Source organism: Bradyrhizobium sp. LTSPM299 (assembly GCF_000938235.1).
Taxonomy (GTDB): Bacteria; Pseudomonadota; Alphaproteobacteria; order Rhizobiales; family Xanthobacteraceae; genus Bradyrhizobium.
The window spans coordinates 134523-157534 of the sequence record NZ_JYMU01000050.1 but is presented as its reverse complement, the minus strand read 5'-3'; the positions used below and the strand labels follow the sequence as shown (position 1 = coordinate 157534).

Here is a 23012-nt window from a genome sequence, read left to right as displayed (position 1 = left end):
GCGCCTTCCGCGATCAGTTCGAGCTCTCCGCGGCGGGAAGGGCGCTCGTTTTGGTCTCATCCGATCGGACGTGGATGACGGCGAAGTCGTCCTTGTACAGCCGCTTCCAGCCCTTGACGTGATCCAGCGCATAACCCGCTGGTGACGTCGGGTTCAGCAGCGTCGCATCGATCTGATATTTGTCGAGCAGGCCCAGCAACTGGCCGACGTTGCGGGCTTCGGTCGCGTCGAAATAAGCGAGCACGAACTGCTCGCCGTACAATTCGGCGCGACCGTCGATGAATACCTTCATGTCGCGGCTGACCATATAGCCGCCGAACGGCGCGGTGCTGAAGATGCGTTGCGCGTGCCGCTTCTGGAGCAGATCGACCGCCGCAACGGGAGTTACGCTCGGAAGGAACATAAAGGGATGCTGCGCGACGAAGATTTTCGTCGACGTCCATCCGCCCGCAATGATCGCCACTGTTGCAAGGATGGTGATAAGCGGGGCCGACCGGGCCTCCTCGATCGCGGATCCGCCCGCCTCGGCGGTTCCCCATTGTTCGGCGATCGGCTTGGCCAGAACGAGCGGGGCCAGGAACGCGAACACCTCGATGTTGCGGACATGTGAGATGGCCATCCAGATCAGTCCGACCAGCAGCAGGATCCGCGGCACCGAGAGCGTCAGCTTGCGATAGAAGGCGACGCCGATCAGCGTGAGCAGTGTGGCTTCAAAAAAGGTGAACTTGCTGAAGTCGACCGGCATCCATTCCCAGATCAGCGACAGCAGCTTGCCGAGGCTGAGAATCTTCAGCGCACCCATCGGCGTATTCCAGCCATACGGCGTCAGGCAGCTCGCAACCAGCGCGGCCAGGCCGAACAGCCCCCAGCGCACGGCAAGCTGAAGCCTGCGGCTTGGCTCGGCGCTCCAGAGCGCCTCCAGGCCGATCGGGCCGATCAACGCCAGGCCGAACACGAAGCCGCCGTGCAGATTGGCCCATATCGCCATCAGCGGCAGCAGCCACCACGATGGATGGGTGCGACGATCCGCGGCCACCATCAGCCCGCCGATGAAGGCCAGCAGGAACGGCAGCGCCAGCACGTGAGGCCGCGCGAAGAAGTGAGACGCCGATTCCAGCAGCGCCAGAGCCGCGATCAGGATCGCGCGGGCCGGGTCGAAATATGGGCTCAGCAGATAGAGGAAGATCGTGATGGTTGCTCCGACCGCGATCGAAGACAGGATCACCGGGCCGGCCCAATCGCCCGGCCCGTAGCTGATCGCATAGAGCACCTGCGACAGCCATGAGCTCGAGATCCAAGGCTCGCCAAAGCGAGTGAACGAGAACACGTCCGTGTAAGGCATGGCCCCGTTGTCGAGGATCCACTGCCCGATCCGGATCTGCCACATCGAGTCGGAGTCGCGCAGCAGGATCTCGCCTGCGGACAGGAAGAACAGATAGACGCCGGCGCCGGCGCAGAGCGGTACCAGCCCTCGAGCCATGCTTCGGTTCGTCACGCTGCTGGTGATGGAGATCGACATGGACCTTTTCTTGGTTTGACCGCGGACAAATTCGGGTGCGACGCCGCCGTACAGGACCATGATTTCCTATAAATTCGGGTAAACTTCGCATGCCACGTGCCGCGGCTGCGACCGTGTCCGCGGATGTGCCAATCCGATGTGCCGGGCCATGTGGGACGCAAGTGATCGAAGGATCAGCCGATCGGCCGGGAATTGCGTGGCCGTGCCGGAACAATTATCTCGATATCGAGCAATCGTCTTAGATCGTGATTTACCATGGCGCGATCGATTGCCTGGAAGGTGTGATCCTGCAGCGGCCCTGTTGATTGCGAGCGCCACATAGGTGAGCGGTCCCATGATCGTCATGATCAACAGCAGCTGGGCGAGCGCCGAGGCCAAATAGCAATCTCGGGTCGGCAGCCGATCCGAGCGCCCAGAAATACAGATAGACCATCAGCGCGAATTCGCCGGCCATTCCGCTCATCACGCCGAAGGCGACGGGCTCGAGCGAGAAATCTACGAACAGGACCGCGAGCAGCAGCACGCCGCTTATCGCGGCAATGAGAATCCAAGCTGTCGCAAAATCCTTACAATTCCACCTTGTGTTTCGGTCTGAATAGTTGTTCACTTCTTGCAGCGACTGCGGGATCTGTCGCTCAAAACATTGAAGATTCGTGCGTTCTGCCGGTGGGCGCCGGCCGAGCGCGCGGTGGGGGACGGCAACGCCATGGTCTATCGGCGAACTCATCAAGTCGTGAAACGACTGGCTGCCCGGCGCAGCGCAATTCTGTCCGCGGCGCGGGACGCGGCGGCCGATGGTGGCATGGCGGCGGTCCAGATCGCGCCGGTCGCGGTTCGGGCCAATGTCGCGGCCGGGACCGTCTATCGCTATTTCCCGTCCAAGGCCGAACTGATCTCGGAGCTGATCGCGGACGTCTCGCGCGATGAACTCGCAGCGATCCGCCGTGCCGCGGATGGGGCGCCCGGGCCGTCATCGGCATTGGCTGCCTCCGTGACGACCATCGCAGTCCATGTGTTGTCGCAACGCAAGCTCGCCTGGGGCATCCTGGCTGAGCCGGTCGATGTTGACGTTAACGCCTCACGTCTCGCCAGCCGTCGCGATATTTCCGGCGAGCTCGCCGCGCGGATCGACGCCGCGGTGCGTGCCGGCCATTTGCCGGCCCAGGATACGGCGCTGGCGGCGACGGCATTGCTCGGCGCGCTGCACGAGGCGCTGGTCGGCCCGCTGGCGCCAGCCAATCTCGACGACCCCGTGAAGCAGCGCGATGCGGTGCAGACCGTGACGCTGCTCGCGCTGCGCGCCGTCGGCGTGATGGATGCGCGCGCGCGTGGCCTCGTCGTGCAGGCAACGACCCCCGCGAAGGCGCTGGTCGGGGCTTAAGAACGCGGCGAACATATTCTGTCGCATTGGCGTTGTAGCTTTTGGGCTGGGTTCATCCAACCTCACGGAGCAACGCATGACGACGACCCATGGCTCAGCCAAATGGCAGGGCGGCATCAAGGACGGCAAAGGCGCGATCTCGACCAAAAGCGGTGCGCTGACCGATTATCCCTACGGCTTCGCCAGCCGCTTCGAAGGCAAGCCGGGCTCGAACCCCGAAGAACTGATCGGCGCGGCCCATGCCGCCTGCTTCACGATGGCCCTGTCGCTGATCCTGGGTGAAGCCAAGCTCACGGCCGAACACATGGAAACCAAGGCTGACGTGACACTTGAGAAGGTCGGCGACGGCTTTGCCATCACCTCGGTGCATCTGGCGCTGACGGCCAAGATTCCCGGCGCTGACGCCGCGGCATTTCAGGAATTGGCGGCTAAGGCCAAGGCCGGGTGTCCGGTGTCGAAACTGCTCAACACCAATATCACGCTCGACGCAACGTTGCAGAGTTAATCGCTCGAGAAACGCTACCGTTCCGGGTCACGCGCACGCGCGTGCCCGGAACGCCGTCATATCTCCGCGTCGCCGTTCGGTCCTACCGAGGCGATGCGCAGCATGTTGGTGGTGCCGGGCGCGCGCAGCGGCACGCCGGCGACGATGATGACGCGCTGGCCGGCCTTCGAGAAACCGTCCCTGAACGCGATCGAGCCGGCGCGGTTGACCATGTCGTCGAGATCGTGAGCGTCCTCGGCGACCACGCAATGCACGCCCCACACGACAGAAAGCTTTCGGCCGGTCTCGATATTTGGCGTGATCGCAACCACGGGTACCTTGGGCCGCTCACGCGCCACACGGATCGCGGTCGAACCCGAGGATGTCCAGCAGATGATCGCGGAGAGATCGAGCGTCTCGGCAATCTGCCGCGCCGCGTCGGCAATGGCGTCGCCGGCCGTCGGTTCAGGATCGACGCGCTGCGCGTTGATCACGCCGCGATAGTTCGGGTCGCGCTCCACTTCCTCGCCGATGCGATTCATGGTCGAAACCGCTTCCACCGGGAATTTGCCGGCGGCCGATTCTGCCGAGAGCATGATGGCGTCGGCACCTTCGTAAACGGCGGTGGCGACGTCGGAGACCTCGGCGCGCGTCGGCACCGGTGCCTGGATCATCGATTCCAGCATTTGCGTTGCGATCACGACCGGCTTGCCGGCGCGGCGTGCCATCCGGGTCATCTGTTTTTGCAGGCTCGGCACGCGCTCCAGCGGCAACTCGACGCCGAGATCGCCGCGCGCCACCATCAGCGCGTCCGAGGCCTCGATGATTTCCGGGAGGCGGTCGATCGCCTGGGGCTTCTCGATCTTGGCCATCACGGCGGCGCGGCCGCGGATGATCTTCTTGGCTTCGAGCACATCTTCGGCCCGCTGCACGAAGGACAGCGCGACCCAGTCGATGCCGGTCGGTAGCGCGGCCTCCAGATCGGCGCGGTCCTTCGGCGTCATCGCCGAGACCGGCAGATCGGTGTCGGGCAGGCTGACGCCCTTGCGATCCGACATCCTGCCGCCGATCACCACGCGCGTCACCGCACGTTCGGGCGAAGTTTCTTCCGCAATCAGCCGCACCTTGCCGTCGTCGAGCAGCAGCGCGTGGCCGGGCCGGAGCGCGGCGAGGATCTCCGGATGCGGAAGCTGGACGCGGCTGTTGTCGCCCGGCGTCTTGTCGGAATCGAGGATGAAGGTCTGGCCGTTGTTGAGCTGGGTCGAACCTCCGGCGAATGCGCCGACGCGCAGCTTTGGTCCCTGCAGGTCGACCAGGATGCCGATCGGCCGGCCATAGCTCGATTCGACATTGCGGATGGTGTTGACCAATTCCCGCATCTTGTCGTGCGAGGTGTGACTCATGTTGATGCGGAACAGGTCGGCGCCGGCCTCGAACAGCTTGCGGATCATCGTGCTGTCCGACGAGGCAGGGCCAAGCGTTGCAAGGATCTTGATGCGGCGGAGGCGTCTCATTGTTTGTTTCCGGGCGTTGCGGCTGGTGGTAGGCCCGACGCGCCCGGAGGCGTTGCGCCCGGTGGATTGGGCAGGCCCGGCATCGTTCCGGGGCCGCCTGGGCCCACTCCGCCCGGCATTCCCGGCAGTTTCTGCGGCTGTTGTTCGTTGGCTTCGGTCAGTTGGACGGTCCATGCTCGCTGCTCGCCGGTGTCGACCTCGAAGTAGCCGGTGCGGTCAAAGCCCCGCGCGAGGCAATTCTCGGTGCCCTTGATGGTGAATTCCTTGTCGCGCGAGCACATGAACGCCTGGCCGGACCATTCGCCGCCGCGGTCATAGTCCAGTGCGTAGATATAGTAAAACCGCGCGACCAGATTGCCGCGCAGCAGCGTTTCGCAGGCGCGCGAAGACACGTTCCACCACCCTTCGGTGGTCCAGCCCTCGGCATCCTTGTAGCCGAGCGCGATCCCGACCCGGCTCGAGGTGTTGTTGCACAGTCGGAAATCGGCCGCCGCTGGGCTCGCACACAGGCATGCTGCGACGAGCGCCAGCATCGGCACCATGCCGGCGATGGTCAGGCGGGGCGCGCGGCGAGCTGAGGGGGGAGAATCTGATGCAGTCATGCGGCGAAGCTATATCAAACCATTGAGGATTTCGCGTGCCCGGTGGGAACTGTCGACGGGAGGAGAGCGCATTTCCCACGTGATGGGATGCTGGCGCAAGCGCCCGATTGGGCCCCGTTTTGCGCGCCGATGTGGCAAAATCTGTGACAATTCCCACCTGATATCAATATGGTGCTGATCACACACCGGGATGACGGCAATGAGCATTGACGACAAAACCAGAACAGAACTCGAAGCAGCAGTTTTCCAGCGTCTGGTCAACCATCTGCGCAACCGGACCGACGTCCAGAATATCGATCTGATGAACCTGGCGGGCTTCTGCCGCAACTGCCTGTCGAACTGGATGAAGGAAGAGGCCGACGCCAAGGGCATCGCCGTCAGCAAGGACGAGAGTCGCGAGGCGGTTTACGGCATGCCCTATGAGGAGTGGAAGGCAAAATATCAGGGCAGCGCGACCGCGGAGCAACTCGCTGCGATGAAGAAGACCCACAGCGGGCATTAGGCGCAACGACGTCATTCCGGGGCGATGCGAGGCATCGAACCCGGAATCTCGAGATTCCGGGTCTGGTGCTAACGCACCATCCCGGAATGACGATGATCTAATGAACGCCACCTGCATCTCCTGTGGGCGCGCTGTGGATGAGCGCGATGTTTCCTTGACGGGAGGCGCCCCAAAATCGAGGGTCAGCCGCGACAAGCGCTGCGCGTGATGCGTATTCGCACGACATTTCAATGCCAGTTCAGGAGTACGCGATGGCCACGTCTGCCGCCGTCCAGGAAGAGCCCGCAACGCGATTTGCCAAGGACCAGCTCAAATCCATCGTCGAGCGTATCGAGCGACTGGAAGAAGAGAAGAAGACGATCTCTGACGACATCCGCGACGTCTATGCGGAGGCCAAGGGCAACGGCTACGACGTCAAGGCGCTGCGCACCATCGTGCGCCTGCGCAAGCAGGATGCCAACGAGCGCCAGGAACAGGAAACCATCCTGGAAACCTACATGCAGGCGCTCGGAATGCTGTAAGCGGGCGGCAGCGTTCGTCGTCCGGTTAACGTCTACGGTCGCGCCGATGCGCGCCCGTTGACGCCTCAGCCAAACCCAGCTCATCAAATCATATTGATCGTTGGCCTGATCGCGCGCGGTCGTGGTCGATGGCGCGGGCACCCGCGTGCGCCATCGAAGCGCCGAAGATAGAGACGGCTTGCAGCGGGCTCAGCGGAGCGAGGCGGTGCGCATCACGAACGGCTGGGTGGCCAGGACGGCGGTAGCAGAGCCCGAGAAGCGGTCGCAGGTCATGCCCATCATCGGATCGTCCGAGAAGTTCATTGCGACGGCGGCCTGCGGCTTGATGAAGTGTGCACGCATCATGTTCATGTCGGTGTCGCCCAGCACCGTGGTCAGCATGCCGTTGCTGGCGCTCGGCGCCAGCATCATCACGCGCATCCAGATGTCGTCGACCTTGGCGGCCGAAATCCGCGCGGACGTGGTGATGACGCCTTGACCCTGCGCGCCCTTCGGAACGACCGTGTTGATCTCCGTGGGGGCTGCGGTGCTGCGGGTTGGACGCACGCTGCGCGGCAGGGGCGCGGATGCTGCGACGATATTGGCGTGATCAACCGGCGAGGACGCGGCCGGCGCGTAGGCGAGGGCCTTGTTGAACTTGTCCGTCGCGCTCCCCGTCGTCTGCGGATCGGCGGCGCCGACGGCTTCACGCGCTTTCAGCGCCGCGATCTGTGCCGGCGATGCCTGCTTCGGAGCGGCTGGCTCGTCACCCCAGAAGCCGCGGGCGTTGATGATGTCGGCGGGCGATTGCGGCTTCGAATCAGTGTTGTCGGCTGCCTGGACCGGCGGCTTGGCCTTCGGCGCCGGGACGAGTTGCGCGTCGGCAGAGGCGAGCTGGATGGCTGCAACGATCTGCGGCTTGGCGCGCGGCACCGGGACTGGATCGGCGGATTTGGCGGGCGCTGCGGCCGCGATCACCGTGTTGGCCGGAGCCTTGTCGTTCACAGGAGCTGCGGCTTCGTCGTCATCGTCACTCGACTTGCCGCCGCCGAACAGCTTGGCGAGCATGCTCGGCTTGGCGACGGTTGTGGCGTCGTCGCCGCGCCGTTCGATATCGGCCCTGGCGAGTTCATATCCCTTCAGCGGCGTGCCATCGGTCGGGACGTGGACGGTGCGGCCATCGGGGAACACCCGGACCAACTGGTCACGCGTCATGCGCGGCCAGTGGCGGATGCTGCCGGTGTCGAGATGGACGAAGGGCGAGCCCGAGGTCGGATAGAAGCCGACGCCGCCGCGCTGCAGGCGCAGGCCAGCGTAGCGAACCTGCTCCAACTGCACGCCGGGGATATAGAAGTCCATCGCATGCCCCAGCATGTGCTGGCTGTGGCGCGCAACGCCTGACGAGCGGCGGCGGAGCATGGCATTGGTGGAGGGGGAACGGTACGAGGAGATGATCTGGATCGGCTGTTTGCCGTCGACGTCGCGATAGACTTCCCAGAGGATGTCGAAGAGGTGACGGTCCATCACCGTCTCATCCTGGTTGCGCCAGTCGCGCAAATAGTGATTGAGCTGCTTCAGCGCGGCTTCGTCATAGCGGCCGTCGCGCTTGAAGGTGACGGTCAGGTCTTCGTTGGAATGGGTGTGGTGGAAGGAGAGGGTGCGCGTCTCGTTCAGCGCAGCCGCATCGTGAACCGATCCGGCTCCGGCAAGCAGCAACAGCGAGGCGAGACCGACTTGGTACCCGGCCTTCGTCAGCGACAGCGGATTGAAGCGGCGTGCGAAAACAGCCAGCACTATGAGCCCACCCAGTCGACGAGCGTTCGATCGGCACCTTCGCAGACCCCCTGCGGAAGATGGTGAACGCTTTCTTAAAGCGGGATGGTTAACCGAGATTTACCGACCCGCCCCCCAAGTAAGCCGTAACTAACCGGTGGAGTGTGGCAAAAACGTGCTCAGTGCCGAGATCGCGATGGATAATGGTTAACGTAAACGATCTCGCCAGAGGGGTGGAACCGTTGATTTCACTTCAAAATTTAACCGAATCGGCGGTCGGGCAATCTTAACGGGTAATCACCCGCCGCGGCTGCTGGGCCTGACCTCGGCGGCCGGGTTGCGGAGCCGGCTGCGCCGACCCGCCGCCAAACAGTCGCTCGAAGAACGACGGTCCGGAGCTGCCGCCGCTGTTGTCGCTGGCGAAGTTCACGCCGGCCGGCAGGCTGCTGCTCGGCGGGCGCGAATAACTCGGCTGCGCGTGCGCCACCACCATTTCGAGATCCTTGCCGCGGTTGTTCTTGAGCAGCGACAGCATCGTGGCGTCGCGGCCATAGACGTCCTTGCGGAGCTGCAGCTTGCCGGCGTCGTCCACGAACGCGGTCTGGTAGGTGATGTTCACCGGGACCGGCGTCGGGAATTTCAGGTCGATCTCGCTCGAGCCGTACATGCTGCGGATCTTCTCCGGCGTGTAGTGATCGTTCGGCAACGTGATGTTGAGCAGCACGGAGGCGTACTGGTCCGGGTTCTGCACGCGCATGCAGCCATGGCTGAAAGCACGCTCGTCCTTGGCGAACAGGTACTTGTCCGGTGTGTCGTGCTGATAAACCAGGAACTTGTTCGGGAAGTTGAAGCGGATGCGGCCGAGCGCGTTGGCCTCACCTGGCGGCTGCGAGATGTGGATCGAGCCGTCGTGGTTTCGCTCCAGCTTGAGGCCCATTCGCTGCAGCACCGTCGGATCCTGCTGCAGGGCCGGCAGGTACTCGTTGTAGATGATCGAGGGCGGCACGTTCCAGGTCGGGTTGACCGTGATGTACTTCATCGTCTCGGTCAGAAGCGGCGTGGCATGCTGGCCGGGCTTGCCGGTCACCACGCGCGTGGTCCAGACCTGCGCACCGTTCTGCATCACCTTCAGCGTGTAGTCAGGGATGTTGAGGATCACATAGGCGTTGCCCATATTGCCCGCGCCCAGCTGGCGCGGCAGCCAGCGCCAGCGCTCCATGTTGACGAGGACGGTGTCGATCTGCTTGTCGCGCTTCGGGCTGTTGATCGCCTTGACTGTGCGGTCGTCGAGGACACCGGACGGCTTGAGTTCGACGCTGTTCTGGAATTTCGAGACGGCTGCGGCGACGGCCGCGTCGTACTTCGTGCTCTCCGGGTTTTCCGTTACGCCGAGCTTGCCGCGCAGGTCGGGCACGCGCGGATCGTCCATCTCGACCGCCGCCTGCTTCTTGCCGCGGGCGGGCACGTATTTCAGCGCCGGGCCGTCGGCGATCTGGACGGTGGGCCCTTCGCCCTGGCCACGCAGCTCGGCGAGCTTCTTCTTCAGCTCCTTGTAGAGCTTGTGCGGCGGGTTGTAGCTATCGAGCGCGACGGACGCGTCCTTTGCGGTGGTTACATTCGCTAGCACTTCGGTCGCATCGATCGGGTGCTCGGGATAGAGGATGTCTGCCGACACCTGCGACCAGTGCATGCGGCCGCTCTGCGCCTGGCGCGCATAGTCCAGCATGCTGGCGACGAGCTTCAAATCGGCATCGGCGAGCGCGTCGGGTGAGGTGGCTGCGGTGAAATCCGGCACCGGATAGTCGGCCGGATTGAGGCCGTCCGAGGCGGCGTCGTTCAGGCGCGCGACGACGCCCTTGCCGGTTTGCGTCAGCTTGCCGGCCTGTGTGAACACCGGCGCATAGTCGCGGGTCGAGTAGAATTTCTCGACCGCGATGCGCTCGACCTTGCGGTCGAAGGTGCGCAGCGACTTGCTCGCAAGCAGTTCGCGGAGCTTGTCGGCGACGGGCTGGTCTTCGGCGGGAACGGTGCTCGCGGCCTTCACCGGCTCGGCTGCTGGCGCAGCGGCCGTGGCGGGAGCGGGAGTCGCTGCCGGTGCGGCGGCCGTCGCAGGGGAGGCAGAAGCTGCAGGCGGCGTGACCGCGATATCGGTCTTCGGCGCTTCCGCAGGCTTGCTATCGGTTGCCGGCGTGGTCGCGACATCCGCGGGCTTGGGCTCAGCAGGCTTGGGCTCAGCCGCCTTTGCCGTGCTCGGCTCGGTCGTTTTGACGTCGGAGGGCTTCGTGTCGGCGGCCTTCACATCGGCGGGCTTTGCATCGCTTGCCTTCACTGCGTCGGGCAGCGCGGCGGTCGTTTCCACCTTGAAGTCGCCGGCGGTCGGCGGCGGGACGTTGGCGGGTTCGGGACGCGGGATTGCTGCGTCGATCGCGAGTTCCGCGGCACTGGCGCGGGGCGCGTCCTGCGCCAGGGCTGATGTCGCGGACACCGTGAGGAAAGTTGCCGCGACGGCTATCAATACGCGGTCAAATCCCCGACGGCTGTTCGAACAGTCACGCATCATCACACCCCCTGGGCGGAACTGCCCCGGCCTTGGAACAGTTCAAGTCATGTTTGGTTTCGTAAGCTTGCGCTTGGTTTCGTAAGCTTGCGCGAAAAGCGCCGGCCTTTTTCGATCGATTGGTACGCCTGCACGCAACCAACGCAGACGATACATGTGCCCCTCTCATGCAGCCAGCGCCATGCGGGGCAACTCACGACAAACTGACCTCGAAGTACCAACTCTCATTCGAGTTGTGCATTTTTGCCACGCTGCACGGCGTTTGTCTGTCACCGCCAAGCCACGGTTCAAAGGTTCCCGCGGCGTAGCCGCGAGGCACATCACACCGTGATCACAAAGCTTAATTCGCGTCGTTGGTGCGAGCACCGGCCGCGGCCTCGTCGAGCTTGCGATAGAGCGTCGATCGACCGATTTTGAGGCGGCGCGCGACCTCGGACATCTGCCCGCGGTAATGCGAAATGGCGAAGCGGATGATCTCGTTCTCGAGGTCCTCCAGCGGCCGGACATCGCCAGAGCCGTTGAGCATCGAAAGACCGCCCGCGGCGGGCGAGGGTGCTGTAGGTATTTCGTTACCGGATGTCATGGCGGGCGCCGTGGAGGGTGACACCACCAGTGGCTCGCCATGCACGGCCTTGCCCTCCGGGGTGGCATGCGCCGCGGACTGCGGGAAATCGGCGAGCCCGAGCTGGTCGCTCTCGCTCATCACCACGGCACGATACACCGTGTTCTCGAGCTGGCGGATATTGCCGGGCCAGTCGAGCTGCGCCAGATGCGCCATCGCCTCGCCGCTGATGGCGGTGATATTGCGGTTCTCCTCGGCGCAGAACCGCGCCAGAAAATGCCGCAGCAAATGCGGGATGTCTTCGCGCCGCTGCCGCAGGGCGGGAATGGTCAACGGCAGGACGTGCAGCCGATAGAACAGGTCTTCGCGGAACTGGCCGCCCTTCACGAGATCGAGCAATTTGCGGTTGGTCGCCGAGATGATGCGGACGTCGACCTTGACCGGCTTGCGTCCGCCGACCGCTTCCACGGAGCCTTCCTGCAGCGCGCGCAACAGCTTCACCTGCGCGGCCAGCGGCAATTCACCGACCTCGTCGAGAAACAGCGTGCCGCCATGGGCCTCGACGAACTTGCCCTGATGGCGCTCGGTGGCGCCGGTGAAGGCGCCCTTCTCGTGGCCGAACAGGATCGATTCGACGAGATTGTCGGGGATCGCACCGCAGTTCACCGCGACGAACGGCTTTGCCTTGCGCTCGCTGCTGCCGTGGATGGCGCGTGCGAACAATTCCTTGCCGACGCCGGATTCGCCCTCGATCAGCACGGGAATGGTCGAGGACGCGGCCTTCTGCGCGATGCGCAGCACGCCGGTCATGGCCTCGCTGCGGGTGATGATATCGGAGAAGGTCAGCCGGCCCTCGCGGCTGTGCCGGATGCGTTGCAATTCGCCCTTCAGCGCCGAGGCATTGAGCGCGTTGCGCAGGGAGACCTGCAAGCGTTCGAAGCTGGCCGGCTTGACCACGAAATCCTGGGCCCCGGCGCGCATCGCCGACACCACATTGTCGATCCCGCCATGCGCGGTCTGCACGATCACCGGAACGTTCAAACCAGCTTCACGAATCTTTGCGAGAACGCCGAGGCCATCGAGGCCGGGCATCACGAGATCGAGCACGACAGCATCGATCGTCCGGGCGTCGGACGCGGTCAGTACCGAGACCGCCGCATCGCCGCTGTCCACGACGAGAGACTCATAGCCGCATTTCTGCACCATGTTTTCAACCAAACGGCGCTGTACTGCGTCGTCATCGGCGATCAAAATGGTGGCAGCCATGGTCTTCCCCGCACATTACGATTATCTGTCTCGAATCGGGGCACTGTCGCCGATGCCGATTAACGCCCTCTTAAATGTTGCCATCCCGCGCTTACTCCGCCGCCGTCTTTCCGACTGAAGTAGGGTTTCGAACAAGATGACCTCGCGCTCCAAATCTGCTCTCCGCAAAGAGACCGCTCTCCGCAAGACGGACGCTCAACGCAAACCGGCCGCGGCCAAGCCCGTGGCGAAGAAGGCGGCCAGCAAGCCCGGCAAGCTGCCCGAATGGAATCTGGCAGATCTTTACTCCGGTATCGACGCGCCGGAAGTCGCACGTGATTTGCAAAAGATGGATGCAGATTGCGTCGCGTTTGAGACCGACTACAAGGGCAAGCTCGCGGAAAATACCGCCAGCGAAGGCGGCGGCAAATGGCTTGCCGCGGCCATCAGGCGCTATGAAGCGATCGACGATCTGGCTGGCCGTCTCGGCTCTTATGCCGGCCTTGCGCATGCCGGCGACAGCGTCGATCCCGCGATCTCGAAATTCTACGGCGACGTGTCCGAGCGGCTGACGGCTGCATCGGTTCATCTGCTGTTCTTCGCGCTCGAGCTCAACCGTGTTGACGATGATGTGATCGAACGTGCGATGGCCGAACCCGCGCTTGGCCATTACCGGCCGTGGATCGAGGATCTGCGCAAGGACAAGCCGTATCAGCTCGAGGATCGCGTCGAGCAGCTGTTTCATGAGAAAGCGCAGAGCGGCTACGCCGCCTGGAACCGGCTGTTCGACCAGACCATCTCCAGCCTGCGCTTCAAGGTCGCGGGCAAGGAGCTCGCGATCGAGCCGACGCTGAACCTGCTGCAGGACAAGGCAGGCGACCGGCGCAAGGCCGCGGCGCAGGCGCTGGCGAAGACCTTCAAGGACAATGAGCGCACCTTTGCGCTTGTGACCAATACCCTCGCCAAGGACAAGGAAATTTCCGATCGGTGGCGCGGCTTCCAGGATGTCGCGGATTCCCGCCATCTCAACAACCGGGTCGAACGCGAGGTGGTCGATGCGCTTGTCGCCTCGGTGCGTGCGGCCTATCCCAAACTGTCGCACCGCTATTATGGGTTGAAGGCGGGCTGGTTCAAAAAGAAGAAGCTGCCGCACTGGGACCGAAACGCGCCGCTGCCGTTCGCGGCAACGGGCAGCATCGCCTGGCCCGAGGCACGCAACATGGTGCTCTCAGCCTATCGCGGCTTCTCGCCCAGGATGGCCGAGATCGCCGAGCGCTTCTTCGCCGATCGCTGGATCGATGCGCCGGTCCGCCCCGGCAAGGCGCCCGGCGCGTTCTCACATCCGACCACGCCGTCGGCGCATCCCTATGTGCTGATGAACTATCAGGGCAAGCCGCGCGACGTGATGACGCTCGCGCATGAGCTCGGCCACGGCGTGCATCAGGTGCTGGCAGCGAAGAACGGGGCGCTGATGGCGCCGACGCCGCTGACGCTTGCGGAGACCGCGAGCGTGTTCGGCGAGATGCTGACCTTCAAGCGGCTGTTGTCGCAGACGAAGAGCGCCAAGCAGCGTCAGGCGCTGCTCGCGGGCAAGGTCGAGGACATGATCAACACCGTGGTGCGGCAGATCGCGTTCTATTCCTTCGAGCGCGCGGTTCATACCGAGCGCAAGAACGGCGAACTCACCGCCGAGCGCATCGGCCAGCTCTGGCTCAGCGTGCAGGGCGAGAGCCTTGGTCCGGCGATCGAGATCAAGCCGGGTTACGAGACGTTCTGGATGTATATCCCGCACTTCATCCATTCGCCGTTCTATGTGTATGCCTATGCGTTCGGTGATTGCCTGGTGAACTCGCTCTACGCGGTCTACGAACACGCCTCCGAGGGTTTTGCCGAGCGCTATCTCGACATGCTCGCTGCCGGCGGCACCAAGCATTATTCCGAATTGCTCAGGCCGTTTGGGCTCGACGCCAAGGACCCGAAGTTCTGGGACGGCGGGCTCTCGGTGATTGCCGGAATGATCGACGAGCTGGAGGCGATGGGCTGAGATCGGGCGCAGATAGGGTGTAAAACATCTGTTGAACGGAGGCGGGTGACGTGTTATACAAATGTATAACGTTGCCGTTCACCGTCCGCAGGCTGCAAGAGGTCCGCCCATGAAGATCGAAATCAAGAAGATCGGTAATTCCGATGGACTGCTGCTTCCGCGCGAACTGATGCAGCGGCTCGATCTCAAGCGCGGCCAGCAGCTGCACGTCACCGAACTGCCGGGAGGAGGCTTTCAAGCCCTTCCCTACGATCCGGACTTCGAGCGAACGATGGAAATCGCCGACGAGGTTATGGACAAGTATCGCGACACCCTGGCGACGCTCGCGAAGTGACGGACTTGCAAAATGAGCGAGCCGAAAGAGCCGCTTTGGATCACGCTTGACCAAGCCATCGCGATGCACGCCCGTCAGCTCCGCCGCTTTGGCGGCGCGCCCGGCTTGCGCGACGAGGGAATGCTGCATTCGGCCCTCGAGCGTCCGGTCAACAGATGGCAGTATGAACAGGCTGACTTGGCCGAACTAGCGGCGGCCTATGCTTTTGGGCTGGCGAAAAATCACGCCTTCGTCGATGGAAACAAGCGGATCGCTTTCATGGCGATGATGGTTTTCCTCCATAGGAACGGCGTTCCTTTCAGCCCTGAGCCGGCGCAGGCGACGACAATCATCCTCTCCCTTGCTGCTGGAGAGGTCAGCGAAGACAGTCTGACCCGCTGGATCAGGGATAATTGGCCTTCCCTATGAGCCGATAGAGCGGGCGCCGTTGCCCTGTCATCCTGTTTGCGGTAATGCCTCGCGGACGTGAATTTCTGACTGGGGACATCGATGGCAGACCATAGCGAAGTGGCCTACACGACCGCTGACGGCAATGACTACGTGGCGCACGAGCAGACCTATGAGGGCTTCCTCGTGCTGGTCAAATACGGCTCGATCACCGTCGCCATCATTCTCGCCCTGATGGCCTATTTCCTCGTCTGATCCCTGATCGGCTGCGGCCCTGCCGTCCGCGGCGGGCCCGGAATAAGTACCGAGCCCGGTTGCAACAACCGGGTATCCAATCTGGCGAAAATAACGCTAGTTTGATGACGCGCGCGCTGCTCGCGCCGCCGGAGGGACCATGAAGATCGCCGTTGCCAAGGAAATCGATCCGTCCGAGCCGCGGGTAGCGGTCTCACCCGATACCATCAAGAAGTTCAAGGCGATCGGCGCCGAGATCGCGGTCGAGCCGGGCGCGGGCATCAAGTCCGGGCTGCCCGATTCGGAATTTACCGCGGCCGGCGCCACCGTCAGCGCCGATGCGTTGAAGGACGCCGACATCATCATCAAGGTGAATCGGCCCGAAGCCTCCGAGTTACCCCAATACAAGCGCGGCGCGCTGGTCATTGCGATCATGGACCCTTACGGCAATGACGCCGCGCTGAAGGCGATGGCCGATGCCGGCATCTCGGCGTTTGCGATGGAATTGATGCCGCGCATCACCCGCGCGCAGGTGATGGACGTGCTGTCGAGCCAGGCCAACCTCGCCGGCTATCGGGCGGTGATCGAGGCGGCTGAAGCCTTCGGGCGCGCCTTCCCGATGATGATGACCGCGGCGGGCACCATTCCGGCGGCAAAAGTGTTCGTGATGGGCGTCGGCGTCGCAGGCCTGCAGGCCATCGCCACCGCGCGCCGGCTCGGCGCCGTCGTCACCGCGACCGACGTGCGTCCCGCGACCAAGGAGCAGGTCGAGAGCCTCGGCGCCAAATTCCTGGCGGTCGAGGACGACGAATTCAAGAACGCCCAGACCGCGGGCGGCTACGCCAAGGAAATGTCCAAGGAGTACCAGGCCAAGCAGGCCGCGTTGACCGCCGAGCATATCAAGAAGCAGGACATCGTGATCACGACCGCGCTGATCCCGGGCCGTCCTGCGCCCAAGCTTGTCACCGGCGAGATGGTCAAGTCGATGAAGCCCGGCTCGGTGCTGGTCGACCTCGCCGTCGAGCGCGGCGGCAATGTCGAGGGCGCCAGGCCGGGTGAGGTCGTCGAGACCGATGGCATCAAGATCGTCGGCTACACCAATGTCGCCGGCCGTGTCGCCGCCTCGGCCTCCAGCCTGTACGCTCGCAATTTGTTCTCGTTCATCGAGACGATGGTCGACAAGGCCAACAAGACGCTCGCGGTCAATTGGGATGACGAACTGGTCAAGGCCACCGCGCTGACCAAAGACGGCGCCATCATCCATCCCAACTTCCAGCCGAAATAAGGAGACCAGCCATGGAGCATATCGCGCAGGCCGTTGATCCCTTTGTGTTTCGGCTATCGATTTTCGTACTCGCCGTGTTCGTCGGCTACTTCGTGGTGTGGTCGGTGACCCCGGCCTTGCATACGCCGCTGATGAGCGTGACCAACGCGATCTCCTCGGTGATCGTGGTCGGCGCGCTGCTCGCGGTCGGTGTCGGCATGATCTCGAGCGGCTCGGGCTGGGCTCGCGGCTTCGGCTTCATTGCCTTGATCTTTGCCTGCGTGAATATCTTCGGCGGCTTCCTTGTCACCCAGCGCATGCTGGCGATGTACAAGAAGAAGGCCAAGTGAGCGGCGTGCACCTCGGGGTGACGAAGATAAAGGGGGACCTGAGATGAACGCCAATCTGGCTGCTGTTCTGTACCTCGTGGCGGGTGTGCTGTTCATCCTGTCGCTGCGCGGGCTGTCCAGCCCCGCGACGTCGCGCCAGGGCAACTTCTTCGGCATGATCGGCATGGCGATCGCGGTCGCGACCACGCTGGCCAGCCATCCGCCAGCCGACGGCGTGGCCTGGTTGCTGGTCATTCTCGGCATCGCCATCGGTGGCAGCGTCGGCGCCGTGATCGCGCGCCGGGTGCCGATGACCTCGATGCCCGAACTGGTCGCCGCCTTCCATTCGCTGGTCGGCATGGCTGCGGTGCTGGTCGCCGCCGGCGCGTTCTACGCGCCCGAGGCCTTCGACATCGGCACGCCCGGCAACATCCACCCGCAGAGCCTGGTCGAAATGTCGCTCGGCGTTGCGATCGGCGCCTTGACCTTCACCGGATCGGTGATCGCGTTCCTGAAGCTCTCGGCGCGGATGAGCGGCGCGCCGATCATCCTGCCGTTCCGTCACGTCATCAACATCGTGCTGGCGCTGGCACTGGTGTTTTTCATCGTCGGCCTCGTGCTGTCGGGTAGCGCACTCGACTTCTGGCTGATCACCATCATCGCGCTGGCGCTCGGCGTGCTCATGATCGTTCCGATCGGCGGCGCCGACATGCCGGTCGTGATCTCGATGCTGAACTCCTATTCCGGCTGGGCCGCGGCCGGCATCGGCTTCACGCTCGGCAACTCGGCGCTGATCATCACCGGCGCGCTGGTCGGCTCGTCCGGCGCGATCCTGTCCTACATCATGTGCCATGCGATGAATCGTTCGTTCATCTCGGTGATCCTCGGCGGATTTGGTGGCGAGACGGCCGCTGTGGGCGCCGGTGCGGGCGGTGAAGTGCGCCCGGTGAAACTCGGCTCCGCCGACGATGCCGCCTTCATCATGAAGAACGCGCAGAAGGTCATCATCGTGCCCGGCTACGGCATGGCGGTGGCGCAGGCCCAGCACGCGCTGCGCGAAATGGGCGATATCCTGAAGAAGGAAGGCGTCGAGGTGAAATACGCCATTCACCCGGTGGCCGGCCGCATGCCCGGCCATATGAACGTGCTGCTGGCCGAAGCGAACGTGCCCTATGACGAGGTGTTCGAGCTCGAGGACATCAACTCGGAATTCGCCCAGGCCGACATCGCCTTCGTGATCGGCGCCAACGACGTCACCAACCCGGCGGCCGAAGACGACAAGACCTCGCCGATCTACGGCATGCCGGTACTGCAGGTCTGGAAGGCCGGCACCGTGATGTTCATCAAGCGCTCGCTCGCGTCGGGCTATGCCGGCATCGACAATCCGCTGTTCTATCGCGACAACACCATGATGCTGCTCGGCGACGCCAAGAAGGTCACCGAGAACATCGTCAAGGCGATGTAAAGCAAAGCGAGACAAGGCAAGGCGCCGATGGCCCTGAACAAGGAGTGGCATCGACAAAATCGCATGCCGCCCCGGGCCACGCGCGAACAGCGGATCAAATGGCACGCGGCGCATGCGATGGCTTGCGCGTGTCGAGCCGTTCCTGACAGCATCAAGCTCGATGTCGAGAAGCTGCTCAAGGCTCGACGCGGGACATCGGTGCGGCAGGCGGGATGCATGTGGCCCTGACGATCCTGAAATGGCTCCTGACCGTTGCCGCTGTCGTCTATCTCGGCGGCCTCGCGGTGCTGTTCTTCAAGCAGCGCGAGATGCTGTTTCCGATTCCACCGGTCGGACGGACGCTGCCTGCCGCTGCAGGGTTTCCCGAAGCGGAAGAGCAGCTCCTGACCACCGCTGACGGCGAAAAAATCATCGTCTGGCACGTGCCGGCGAAGCCGGGTCGCCCCGCCGTCCTGTTCTTCCCCGGCAATGGTGATTTCCTTGCCGGCCGCGTGGCACGCTTCAATGGCATCACGGCTGACGGCACCGGGTTGGTCGCGCTGTCCTATCGCGGCTATGCCGGCTCCAGCGGGCATCCGAGCGAGCAGGGCCTGTTGCAGGACGCAGCGGCAGCTTACGCCTTCACCGCCGAGCGCTACGCTCCGGAACGGATTGTGGCCTGGGGATTCTCGCTCGGGACCGGCGTGGCGGTCGCGATCGCGGCCGAGCATCCGGTGCGTCAGCTGATCCTGGAAGCACCCTACACCTCGACGTCGGACGTCGCCGGTGCGGTGTTCAAGATCGTGCCGGTCAGCCTGCTGATGCGGGATCAATTCCATTCCGACCGGCGTATCGCACGCGTCACCGCACCGCTCCTGATCATGCACGGCACCAATGATCCGGCAATCCCGATTGGCTTTGGCGAGCGCCTGTTCAGCCTTGCCCGTGAGCCCAAGCAATTCGTTCGTTTCCCGGGCGGCGGCCACGATAATCTCGACGACTTCGGTGCGATCGACACCGCGAGGCAGTTTATCAACGCGCCTTAGCTGTTTGTTTGAGCATGATCTTCCCGGAAAACCGCTTCACACTTTTCCGGATCATGCTCAAGAGGCTGACGGCGGCGATTGTCTGGCGCATAGTCAAGCTCACTGAACCGAGGGACTGATTCAATGAGCGCACATGGACCAATGCCGCGGTCGGCCTGGTTGTTTCCCGCCCTGGCGGTGCTGCTGTTCGCCGCGATCACGGTATCGGGCTATTCGTTCGCGCCGTCGCCCGGCGGCTGGCTGTTCGCGCTCGTTCTGCTGGTGGTTCTGTTCGGCACGGTATTCGCCGCGGTCCACCACGCCGAGGTGATCGCGGAGCGGATCGGCGAGCCGTTCGGCACGCTGCTGCTCACGCTGGCGGTCACCGTCATCGAGGTGGCGCTGATCTCGACCATCATGCTTGGCGACAAGCCGGTGCCGGCGCTGGCGCGCGACACCGTGTTTGCGGTGGTCATGATCGTCTGCAACGGATTGGTCGGCCTCTGCATCTTCATCGGCGGCTTGCGCTACCGCGAGCAGGATTTTCAGCTCACCGGCGCCAATCTCTATCTCAGCGTCCTGTTCGTGCTGGCGACCATCACGCTGGTGATGCCGAACTACACGCTGACCGCGCCGGGACCGGTCTATTCGGCGGCGCAACTCGGCTTCGTCAGCGTCGTCACCATCCTCCTGTACGCCGTGTTCCTCTACACCCAGACCATCCGTCACCGCGACTATTTCGTCAGCGGCAGCTCGAACGAGGCGCACGCAGAGGTACCGATGTCGGGCCAGATGCTGGTGCTCAGTGTTGGGTTGCTCGTGGTCTCGCTGCTGGCAGTAGTGCTGCTGGCCAAGAAGTTCTCGCTCGTGATCGATGTCGTGACGGCGAAGATCGGCGCGCCGCCGGCCTTTGCCGGCGTGGTGGTCGCGCTCCTGATCCTGCTGCCCGAGGGCGTCGCCGCGATTTCCGCGGCGCGCAAGAACGACCTGCAGAAGAGCATCAATCTCGCGCTCGGCTCGTCGCTCGCGACCATCGGGTTGACGATCCCGGCCGTCGCCATCGCCGCCTACGCGCTCGACAAGCAGCTGGTGCTCGGCCTCAATCCTCAGGAGTCTGTGCTCCTGCTGTTGACCTTCGCGGTCAGCATGCTCACCTTCGGCACCGGCCGCACCAACATCCTGTTCGGCCTCGTGCACATGGTGGTGTTCGCCGTGTTCGTGTTCATGGTATTCGTGCCGTAGTGGAGAAAGACAATGCTTAGTGCTGCATCAGACGTTCAGGTGGATACGGCGGAGGTGCGGGTCACCGAATGGCGGCTGGCGCCGGGCAGCGCCACAGGTCCCCACACCCACCGGATGGACTATGTCATCGTGCCGATCACCGCGGGCGAGATGACCATCGTGGCGCCGAACGGCGAGCGCTCCAAGGCGCAGCTCGGCGTCGGCAAGTCCTATTTCCGCAAGGCCGGCGTCCAGCACGATGTGCTCAACGAGACGGCCAGCGAGATCGTGTTCCTCGAGGTGGAACTGAAGCCCTGAAGCGTGCATCGCCGCTTCCACGGCCAAACTGGGCCGGAATGGCAGGTCCCAGCCGGTGGATGTGGAAATTCATCGGCCGTTAAGCGGAAATTCATCAGCCGTTAACGGCTTCACGATGATCTGGAAGCCGGGAGCGGCCCGCGATTTTGTGCGTGCGGTCGCCTCCGGCTGAAACCGAAGTGACACCAAAGGTTACGGCGGAACAGGCGTTTGCCACCGATCTGTCGCAGTTGATCCCTCAATGTGCCTCAAAGTTCCAGCATGAAAATCCGGGGCGGGGAGTGGCAGGCCATGCTGAGTTACTTGAAAAAATTCGCGATGGACATCTTACCCTCGGTGGCGGCGACCATCATCGGGGCGTACATCGTTAACCACTATATCGTCGCCAGGCCGGAAGCGCCGGCAGCCGCGGCGATATCGGCCGCTGCCGACCCCAAGGCTGACCCCAAGGCCACGGTCAAGCCCGCCGAAAAGCCCACCGTCATCAGCAGCCTTCCCGAAGCCGGCGTGAAGGCCAAAGGCATGTCCGAGCGGACGCTGATCGAGCGCTCGGCGTCCGAGAAGGCCACCGTCACCGAGAAGCCCGCTGAGAAATCCGCCGACCTGAAGGGGGCCGATGCACCGGCCGACACCGCAAGCATTCCGGCCGATACGCGCCATCATCCTGTTGCGCCGAAGGCTGTGGCGAAGCTGACGCCAGCTACAGTGCCGGCCGAGGCCGCGGTCGCCCCCGAGGAGACCCGTGACGCCAATGACCTCGCGCGCGCCGCGATCGAGCGGCTGCGCAAGGAACGTCCGCAGGAGGCTTCGCGTCCCCAGGAAGCGCCGCGTGCGACCGATGTTGCCCGCCTGCCTGAGACGCCGCGTGCAGTGGCGGTACCGACGATCCGGCCGTTGCCGCCGCCGATCATGGTGTCGAATCCGTCAAGCGAGACTGTCGACCAATCCGCACAGCCGCGTCCGCCTTATGCCACCGAGGTCCAGGATCCGAACCGGATGACGCCCCCGGCCGACATTCCAGTTCCGGTGGTCGTGGTCCCCCCGCTGGATTTGCGCGCCGAGGCGTCTGAACCGCCGCCCGCGAAGCAGCACACCTCCGTCGCCGACGACATGCTGTCCAGCGTCAAGTCGGTCTTCCACGCCGTTCTGCCGAAGTAGAGCTATCCGCCGGTGCGGGCGAGCCCGCTGCGCGCGGCCTCGTCTTTCGGCCGCAGTGCGAGCGCGCGGTTGTAGGACGCGGCCGCCTTGGCCTTCTCCCCAAGCCGTTCATAGGCCTGCCCGCGGGCGCTCCACGCTGCGCCGCTGTTCGGATCGGCCTGCACCGCCTCGTCGAGGTCGGCTGCGGCCTCCTTGGCCTTGTCGAGCGCGAGATAGCTGGTGGCGCGTCCGAGCAGGGGGTCGACCTTCTGCGGTGACAACCCGTTGGCCGCCGTGAAATCCTCGATCGCCTGCGGATGCTGGCCCTGGCCCTGATAGATCAGGCCACGGCCGTAGAGGGCTTGAATGTTGTAGGGATCGGCCGCCAGCGCCTGATCGAACTCAGCGAGCGCTTCGTCGGTCCTGCCGGAGCGCGCCAGCACCTGACCGCGTACCGCATGGTCCTTGGCGTCGCTGATATTCTGCGCCGTGATCGTGTCGGCCTGCCTCTCGGCCACAGCCGGCGCCTTCGGTTTGTCGTCCGAGCCCCAGGATCCCAAGTCGAACGAGCAACCTCCCAAGGGCAGGGTGAGCACGACTGCAACGGCGACGAGCTGCCGTACCCGATGCCGGCGG

At 63.8% G+C, this 23012-nt stretch carries 24 protein-coding genes; 16 read left to right on the top strand and 8 right to left on the bottom strand.

Features of this window, described 5'->3' with window-relative positions; translation table 11 throughout:
• Window positions 1-13: 13 nt before the first annotated feature.
• Together UP10_RS27045 and UP10_RS45440 are read right to left on the bottom strand one after the other, a co-directional pair.
• A complete protein-coding gene (locus UP10_RS27045; RefSeq protein ID WP_044590327.1) occupies window positions 14-1519 on the bottom strand; it encodes a hypothetical protein in 1506 nt (501 codons plus the stop codon).
• Between the two features lie 250 nt (window positions 1520-1769).
• Window positions 1770-2246, bottom strand: a complete 477-nt coding sequence (locus tag UP10_RS45440) for a hypothetical protein (RefSeq protein WP_197086905.1) — start codon at window positions 2244-2246, stop codon at window positions 1770-1772.
• Here UP10_RS45440 and UP10_RS27035 point away from each other — a divergent pair.
• Window positions 2226-2900, top strand: a complete 675-nt coding sequence (locus UP10_RS27035) for a TetR/AcrR family transcriptional regulator (protein ID WP_044590326.1) — start codon at window positions 2226-2228, stop codon at window positions 2898-2900. The two genes, UP10_RS45440 and UP10_RS27035, sit on opposite strands and share 21 nt — an antisense overlap.
• 76 nt (window positions 2901-2976) lie before the next feature.
• Window positions 2977-3405: an OsmC family protein gene (locus UP10_RS27030; RefSeq protein ID WP_044590261.1), complete on the top strand. Its 429-nt coding sequence runs from the start codon at window positions 2977-2979 to the stop codon at window positions 3403-3405.
• Window positions 3406-3461: 56 nt separating this feature from the next.
• Here the strand turns inward: UP10_RS27030 and pyk are convergent, their stop codons facing one another.
• Both pyk and UP10_RS27020 read right to left on the bottom strand, forming a co-directional pair.
• Complete coding sequence (gene pyk / locus UP10_RS27025) at window positions 3462-4898, bottom strand: pyruvate kinase (protein ID WP_044590260.1); 1437 nt, start codon at window positions 4896-4898, stop codon at window positions 3462-3464.
• Window positions 4895-5440 (bottom strand): DUF1036 domain-containing protein, encoded by a 546-nt coding sequence (locus tag UP10_RS27020; protein WP_245321890.1) that lies wholly within the window; start codon window positions 5438-5440, stop codon window positions 4895-4897. The genes pyk and UP10_RS27020 overlap by 4 nt, the downstream gene beginning before the upstream one ends.
• 259 nt (window positions 5441-5699) lie before the next feature.
• On the opposite strand from UP10_RS27020, the gene UP10_RS27015 reads away from it, so the two are divergent.
• Both UP10_RS27015 and UP10_RS27010 read left to right on the top strand, forming a co-directional pair.
• The gene (locus tag UP10_RS27015) at window positions 5700-6002 is read left to right on the top strand and encodes a DUF1244 domain-containing protein (protein WP_044590258.1); all 303 of its coding nucleotides are present in this window, start codon (window positions 5700-5702) and stop codon (window positions 6000-6002) included.
• A gap of 251 nt (window positions 6003-6253) precedes the next feature.
• The gene (locus UP10_RS27010; protein WP_044539464.1) at window positions 6254-6523 is read left to right on the top strand and encodes a DUF2312 domain-containing protein; all 270 of its coding nucleotides are present in this window, start codon (window positions 6254-6256) and stop codon (window positions 6521-6523) included.
• Window positions 6524-6712: 189 nt separating this feature from the next.
• Here the strand turns inward: UP10_RS27010 and UP10_RS27005 are convergent, their stop codons facing one another.
• The 3 genes from UP10_RS27005 to UP10_RS26995 all read right to left on the bottom strand — a co-directional run bounded on the left by UP10_RS27005 (window position 6713) and on the right by UP10_RS26995 (window position 12660).
• Window positions 6713-8296 (bottom strand): peptidoglycan L,D-endopeptidase MepK, encoded by a 1584-nt coding sequence (locus tag UP10_RS27005; RefSeq protein WP_044590257.1) that lies wholly within the window; start codon window positions 8294-8296, stop codon window positions 6713-6715.
• A gap of 265 nt (window positions 8297-8561) precedes the next feature.
• Window positions 8562-10832 (bottom strand): L,D-transpeptidase family protein, encoded by a 2271-nt coding sequence (locus UP10_RS27000; protein ID WP_044590325.1) that lies wholly within the window; start codon window positions 10830-10832, stop codon window positions 8562-8564.
• A gap of 340 nt (window positions 10833-11172) precedes the next feature.
• Window positions 11173-12660, bottom strand: coding sequence for a sigma-54-dependent transcriptional regulator (locus UP10_RS26995; protein ID WP_044590256.1), 1488 nt, complete (start codon window positions 12658-12660; stop codon window positions 11173-11175).
• A gap of 136 nt (window positions 12661-12796) precedes the next feature.
• Here UP10_RS26995 and UP10_RS26990 point away from each other — a divergent pair, with 136 nt between their 5' ends.
• The 12 genes from UP10_RS26990 to UP10_RS26940 all read left to right on the top strand — a co-directional run bounded on the left by UP10_RS26990 (window position 12797) and on the right by UP10_RS26940 (window position 22397).
• Window positions 12797-14683, top strand: a complete 1887-nt coding sequence (locus UP10_RS26990; RefSeq protein WP_044590255.1) for a M3 family oligoendopeptidase — start codon at window positions 12797-12799, stop codon at window positions 14681-14683.
• A 109-nt stretch (window positions 14684-14792) separates the two neighbouring features.
• Complete coding sequence (locus tag UP10_RS26985) at window positions 14793-15017, top strand: AbrB/MazE/SpoVT family DNA-binding domain-containing protein (RefSeq protein ID WP_044590254.1); 225 nt, start codon at window positions 14793-14795, stop codon at window positions 15015-15017.
• A 12-nt stretch (window positions 15018-15029) separates the two neighbouring features.
• Complete coding sequence (locus UP10_RS26980) at window positions 15030-15425, top strand: type II toxin-antitoxin system death-on-curing family toxin (RefSeq protein WP_082077269.1); 396 nt, start codon at window positions 15030-15032, stop codon at window positions 15423-15425.
• Window positions 15426-15506: 81 nt separating this feature from the next.
• Window positions 15507-15659, top strand: coding sequence for an aa3-type cytochrome c oxidase subunit IV (locus tag UP10_RS26975; protein WP_044590253.1), 153 nt, complete (start codon window positions 15507-15509; stop codon window positions 15657-15659).
• A 139-nt stretch (window positions 15660-15798) separates the two neighbouring features.
• Window positions 15799-16923 carry a Re/Si-specific NAD(P)(+) transhydrogenase subunit alpha gene (locus UP10_RS26970; RefSeq protein ID WP_044590252.1) on the top strand — a complete coding sequence of 375 codons (1125 nt, stop codon included), beginning with the start codon at window positions 15799-15801 and terminating at the stop codon, window positions 16921-16923.
• Window positions 16924-16934: 11 nt separating this feature from the next.
• Complete coding sequence (locus UP10_RS26965) at window positions 16935-17252, top strand: proton-translocating transhydrogenase family protein (RefSeq protein WP_027579715.1); 318 nt, start codon at window positions 16935-16937, stop codon at window positions 17250-17252.
• 43 nt (window positions 17253-17295) lie between these two features.
• Window positions 17296-18696: an NAD(P)(+) transhydrogenase (Re/Si-specific) subunit beta gene (locus UP10_RS26960; RefSeq protein WP_044590251.1), complete on the top strand. Its 1401-nt coding sequence runs from the start codon at window positions 17296-17298 to the stop codon at window positions 18694-18696.
• 27 nt (window positions 18697-18723) lie between these two features.
• On the top strand, window positions 18724-18924 hold the full coding sequence (locus UP10_RS43275) for a hypothetical protein (protein WP_082077268.1): 201 nt from the start codon (window positions 18724-18726) through the stop codon (window positions 18922-18924).
• A complete protein-coding gene (locus UP10_RS26955; RefSeq protein WP_502692258.1) occupies window positions 18909-19721 on the top strand; it encodes an alpha/beta hydrolase in 813 nt (270 codons plus the stop codon). Before UP10_RS43275 ends, UP10_RS26955 begins: the two co-directional genes overlap by 16 nt.
• A 123-nt stretch (window positions 19722-19844) precedes the next feature.
• Window positions 19845-20942 (top strand): calcium:cation antiporter, encoded by a 1098-nt coding sequence (locus UP10_RS26950; RefSeq protein ID WP_044590250.1) that lies wholly within the window; start codon window positions 19845-19847, stop codon window positions 20940-20942.
• Between the two features lie 12 nt (window positions 20943-20954).
• Window positions 20955-21239, top strand: coding sequence for a cupin domain-containing protein (locus UP10_RS26945; RefSeq protein WP_044590249.1), 285 nt, complete (start codon window positions 20955-20957; stop codon window positions 21237-21239).
• A gap of 291 nt (window positions 21240-21530) precedes the next feature.
• Window positions 21531-22397, top strand: a complete 867-nt coding sequence (locus UP10_RS26940; RefSeq protein WP_044590322.1) for a hypothetical protein — start codon at window positions 21531-21533, stop codon at window positions 22395-22397.
• Between the two features lie 2 nt (window positions 22398-22399).
• Here UP10_RS26940 and UP10_RS26935 read toward each other — a convergent pair whose 3' ends face one another.
• Entirely contained in the window at window positions 22400-22894 is a 495-nt protein-coding gene (locus tag UP10_RS26935) for a tetratricopeptide repeat protein (protein WP_245321885.1), read from the bottom strand.
• Window positions 22895-23012: the final 118 nt, after the last annotated feature.

Coding starts and splice junctions, on each gene's coding strand:
- UP10_RS27045 (WP_044590327.1), bottom strand. CDS start 1,519: ATGTCGATCTCCATCACCAGCAGCGTGACGAACCGAAGCATGGCTCGA.
- UP10_RS27035 (WP_044590326.1), top strand. CDS start 2,226: ATGGTCTATCGGCGAACTCATCAAGTCGTGAAACGACTGGCTGCCCGG.
- UP10_RS45440 (WP_197086905.1), bottom strand. CDS start 2,246: ATGAGTTCGCCGATAGACCATGGCGTTGCCGTCCCCCACCGCGCGCTC.
- UP10_RS27030 (WP_044590261.1), top strand. CDS start 2,977: ATGACGACGACCCATGGCTCAGCCAAATGGCAGGGCGGCATCAAGGAC.
- pyk (WP_044590260.1), bottom strand. CDS start 4,898: ATGAGACGCCTCCGCCGCATCAAGATCCTTGCAACGCTTGGCCCTGCC.
- UP10_RS27020 (WP_245321890.1), bottom strand. CDS start 5,440: ATGGTGCCGATGCTGGCGCTCGTCGCAGCATGCCTGTGTGCGAGCCCA.
- UP10_RS27015 (WP_044590258.1), top strand. CDS start 5,700: ATGAGCATTGACGACAAAACCAGAACAGAACTCGAAGCAGCAGTTTTC.
- UP10_RS27010 (WP_044539464.1), top strand. CDS start 6,254: ATGGCCACGTCTGCCGCCGTCCAGGAAGAGCCCGCAACGCGATTTGCC.
- UP10_RS27000 (WP_044590325.1), bottom strand. CDS start 10,832: ATGCGTGACTGTTCGAACAGCCGTCGGGGATTTGACCGCGTATTGATA.
- UP10_RS26995 (WP_044590256.1), bottom strand. CDS start 12,660: ATGGCTGCCACCATTTTGATCGCCGATGACGACGCAGTACAGCGCCGT.
- UP10_RS26990 (WP_044590255.1), top strand. CDS start 12,797: ATGACCTCGCGCTCCAAATCTGCTCTCCGCAAAGAGACCGCTCTCCGC.
- UP10_RS26985 (WP_044590254.1), top strand. CDS start 14,793: ATGAAGATCGAAATCAAGAAGATCGGTAATTCCGATGGACTGCTGCTT.
- UP10_RS26980 (WP_082077269.1), top strand. CDS start 15,030: ATGAGCGAGCCGAAAGAGCCGCTTTGGATCACGCTTGACCAAGCCATC.
- UP10_RS26975 (WP_044590253.1), top strand. CDS start 15,507: ATGGCAGACCATAGCGAAGTGGCCTACACGACCGCTGACGGCAATGAC.
- UP10_RS26970 (WP_044590252.1), top strand. CDS start 15,799: ATGAAGATCGCCGTTGCCAAGGAAATCGATCCGTCCGAGCCGCGGGTA.
- UP10_RS26965 (WP_027579715.1), top strand. CDS start 16,935: ATGGAGCATATCGCGCAGGCCGTTGATCCCTTTGTGTTTCGGCTATCG.
- UP10_RS26960 (WP_044590251.1), top strand. CDS start 17,296: ATGAACGCCAATCTGGCTGCTGTTCTGTACCTCGTGGCGGGTGTGCTG.
- UP10_RS43275 (WP_082077268.1), top strand. CDS start 18,724: ATGGCCCTGAACAAGGAGTGGCATCGACAAAATCGCATGCCGCCCCGG.
- UP10_RS26955 (WP_502692258.1), top strand. CDS start 18,909: ATGCATGTGGCCCTGACGATCCTGAAATGGCTCCTGACCGTTGCCGCT.
- UP10_RS26950 (WP_044590250.1), top strand. CDS start 19,845: ATGAGCGCACATGGACCAATGCCGCGGTCGGCCTGGTTGTTTCCCGCC.
- UP10_RS26945 (WP_044590249.1), top strand. CDS start 20,955: ATGCTTAGTGCTGCATCAGACGTTCAGGTGGATACGGCGGAGGTGCGG.
- UP10_RS26940 (WP_044590322.1), top strand. CDS start 21,531: ATGCTGAGTTACTTGAAAAAATTCGCGATGGACATCTTACCCTCGGTG.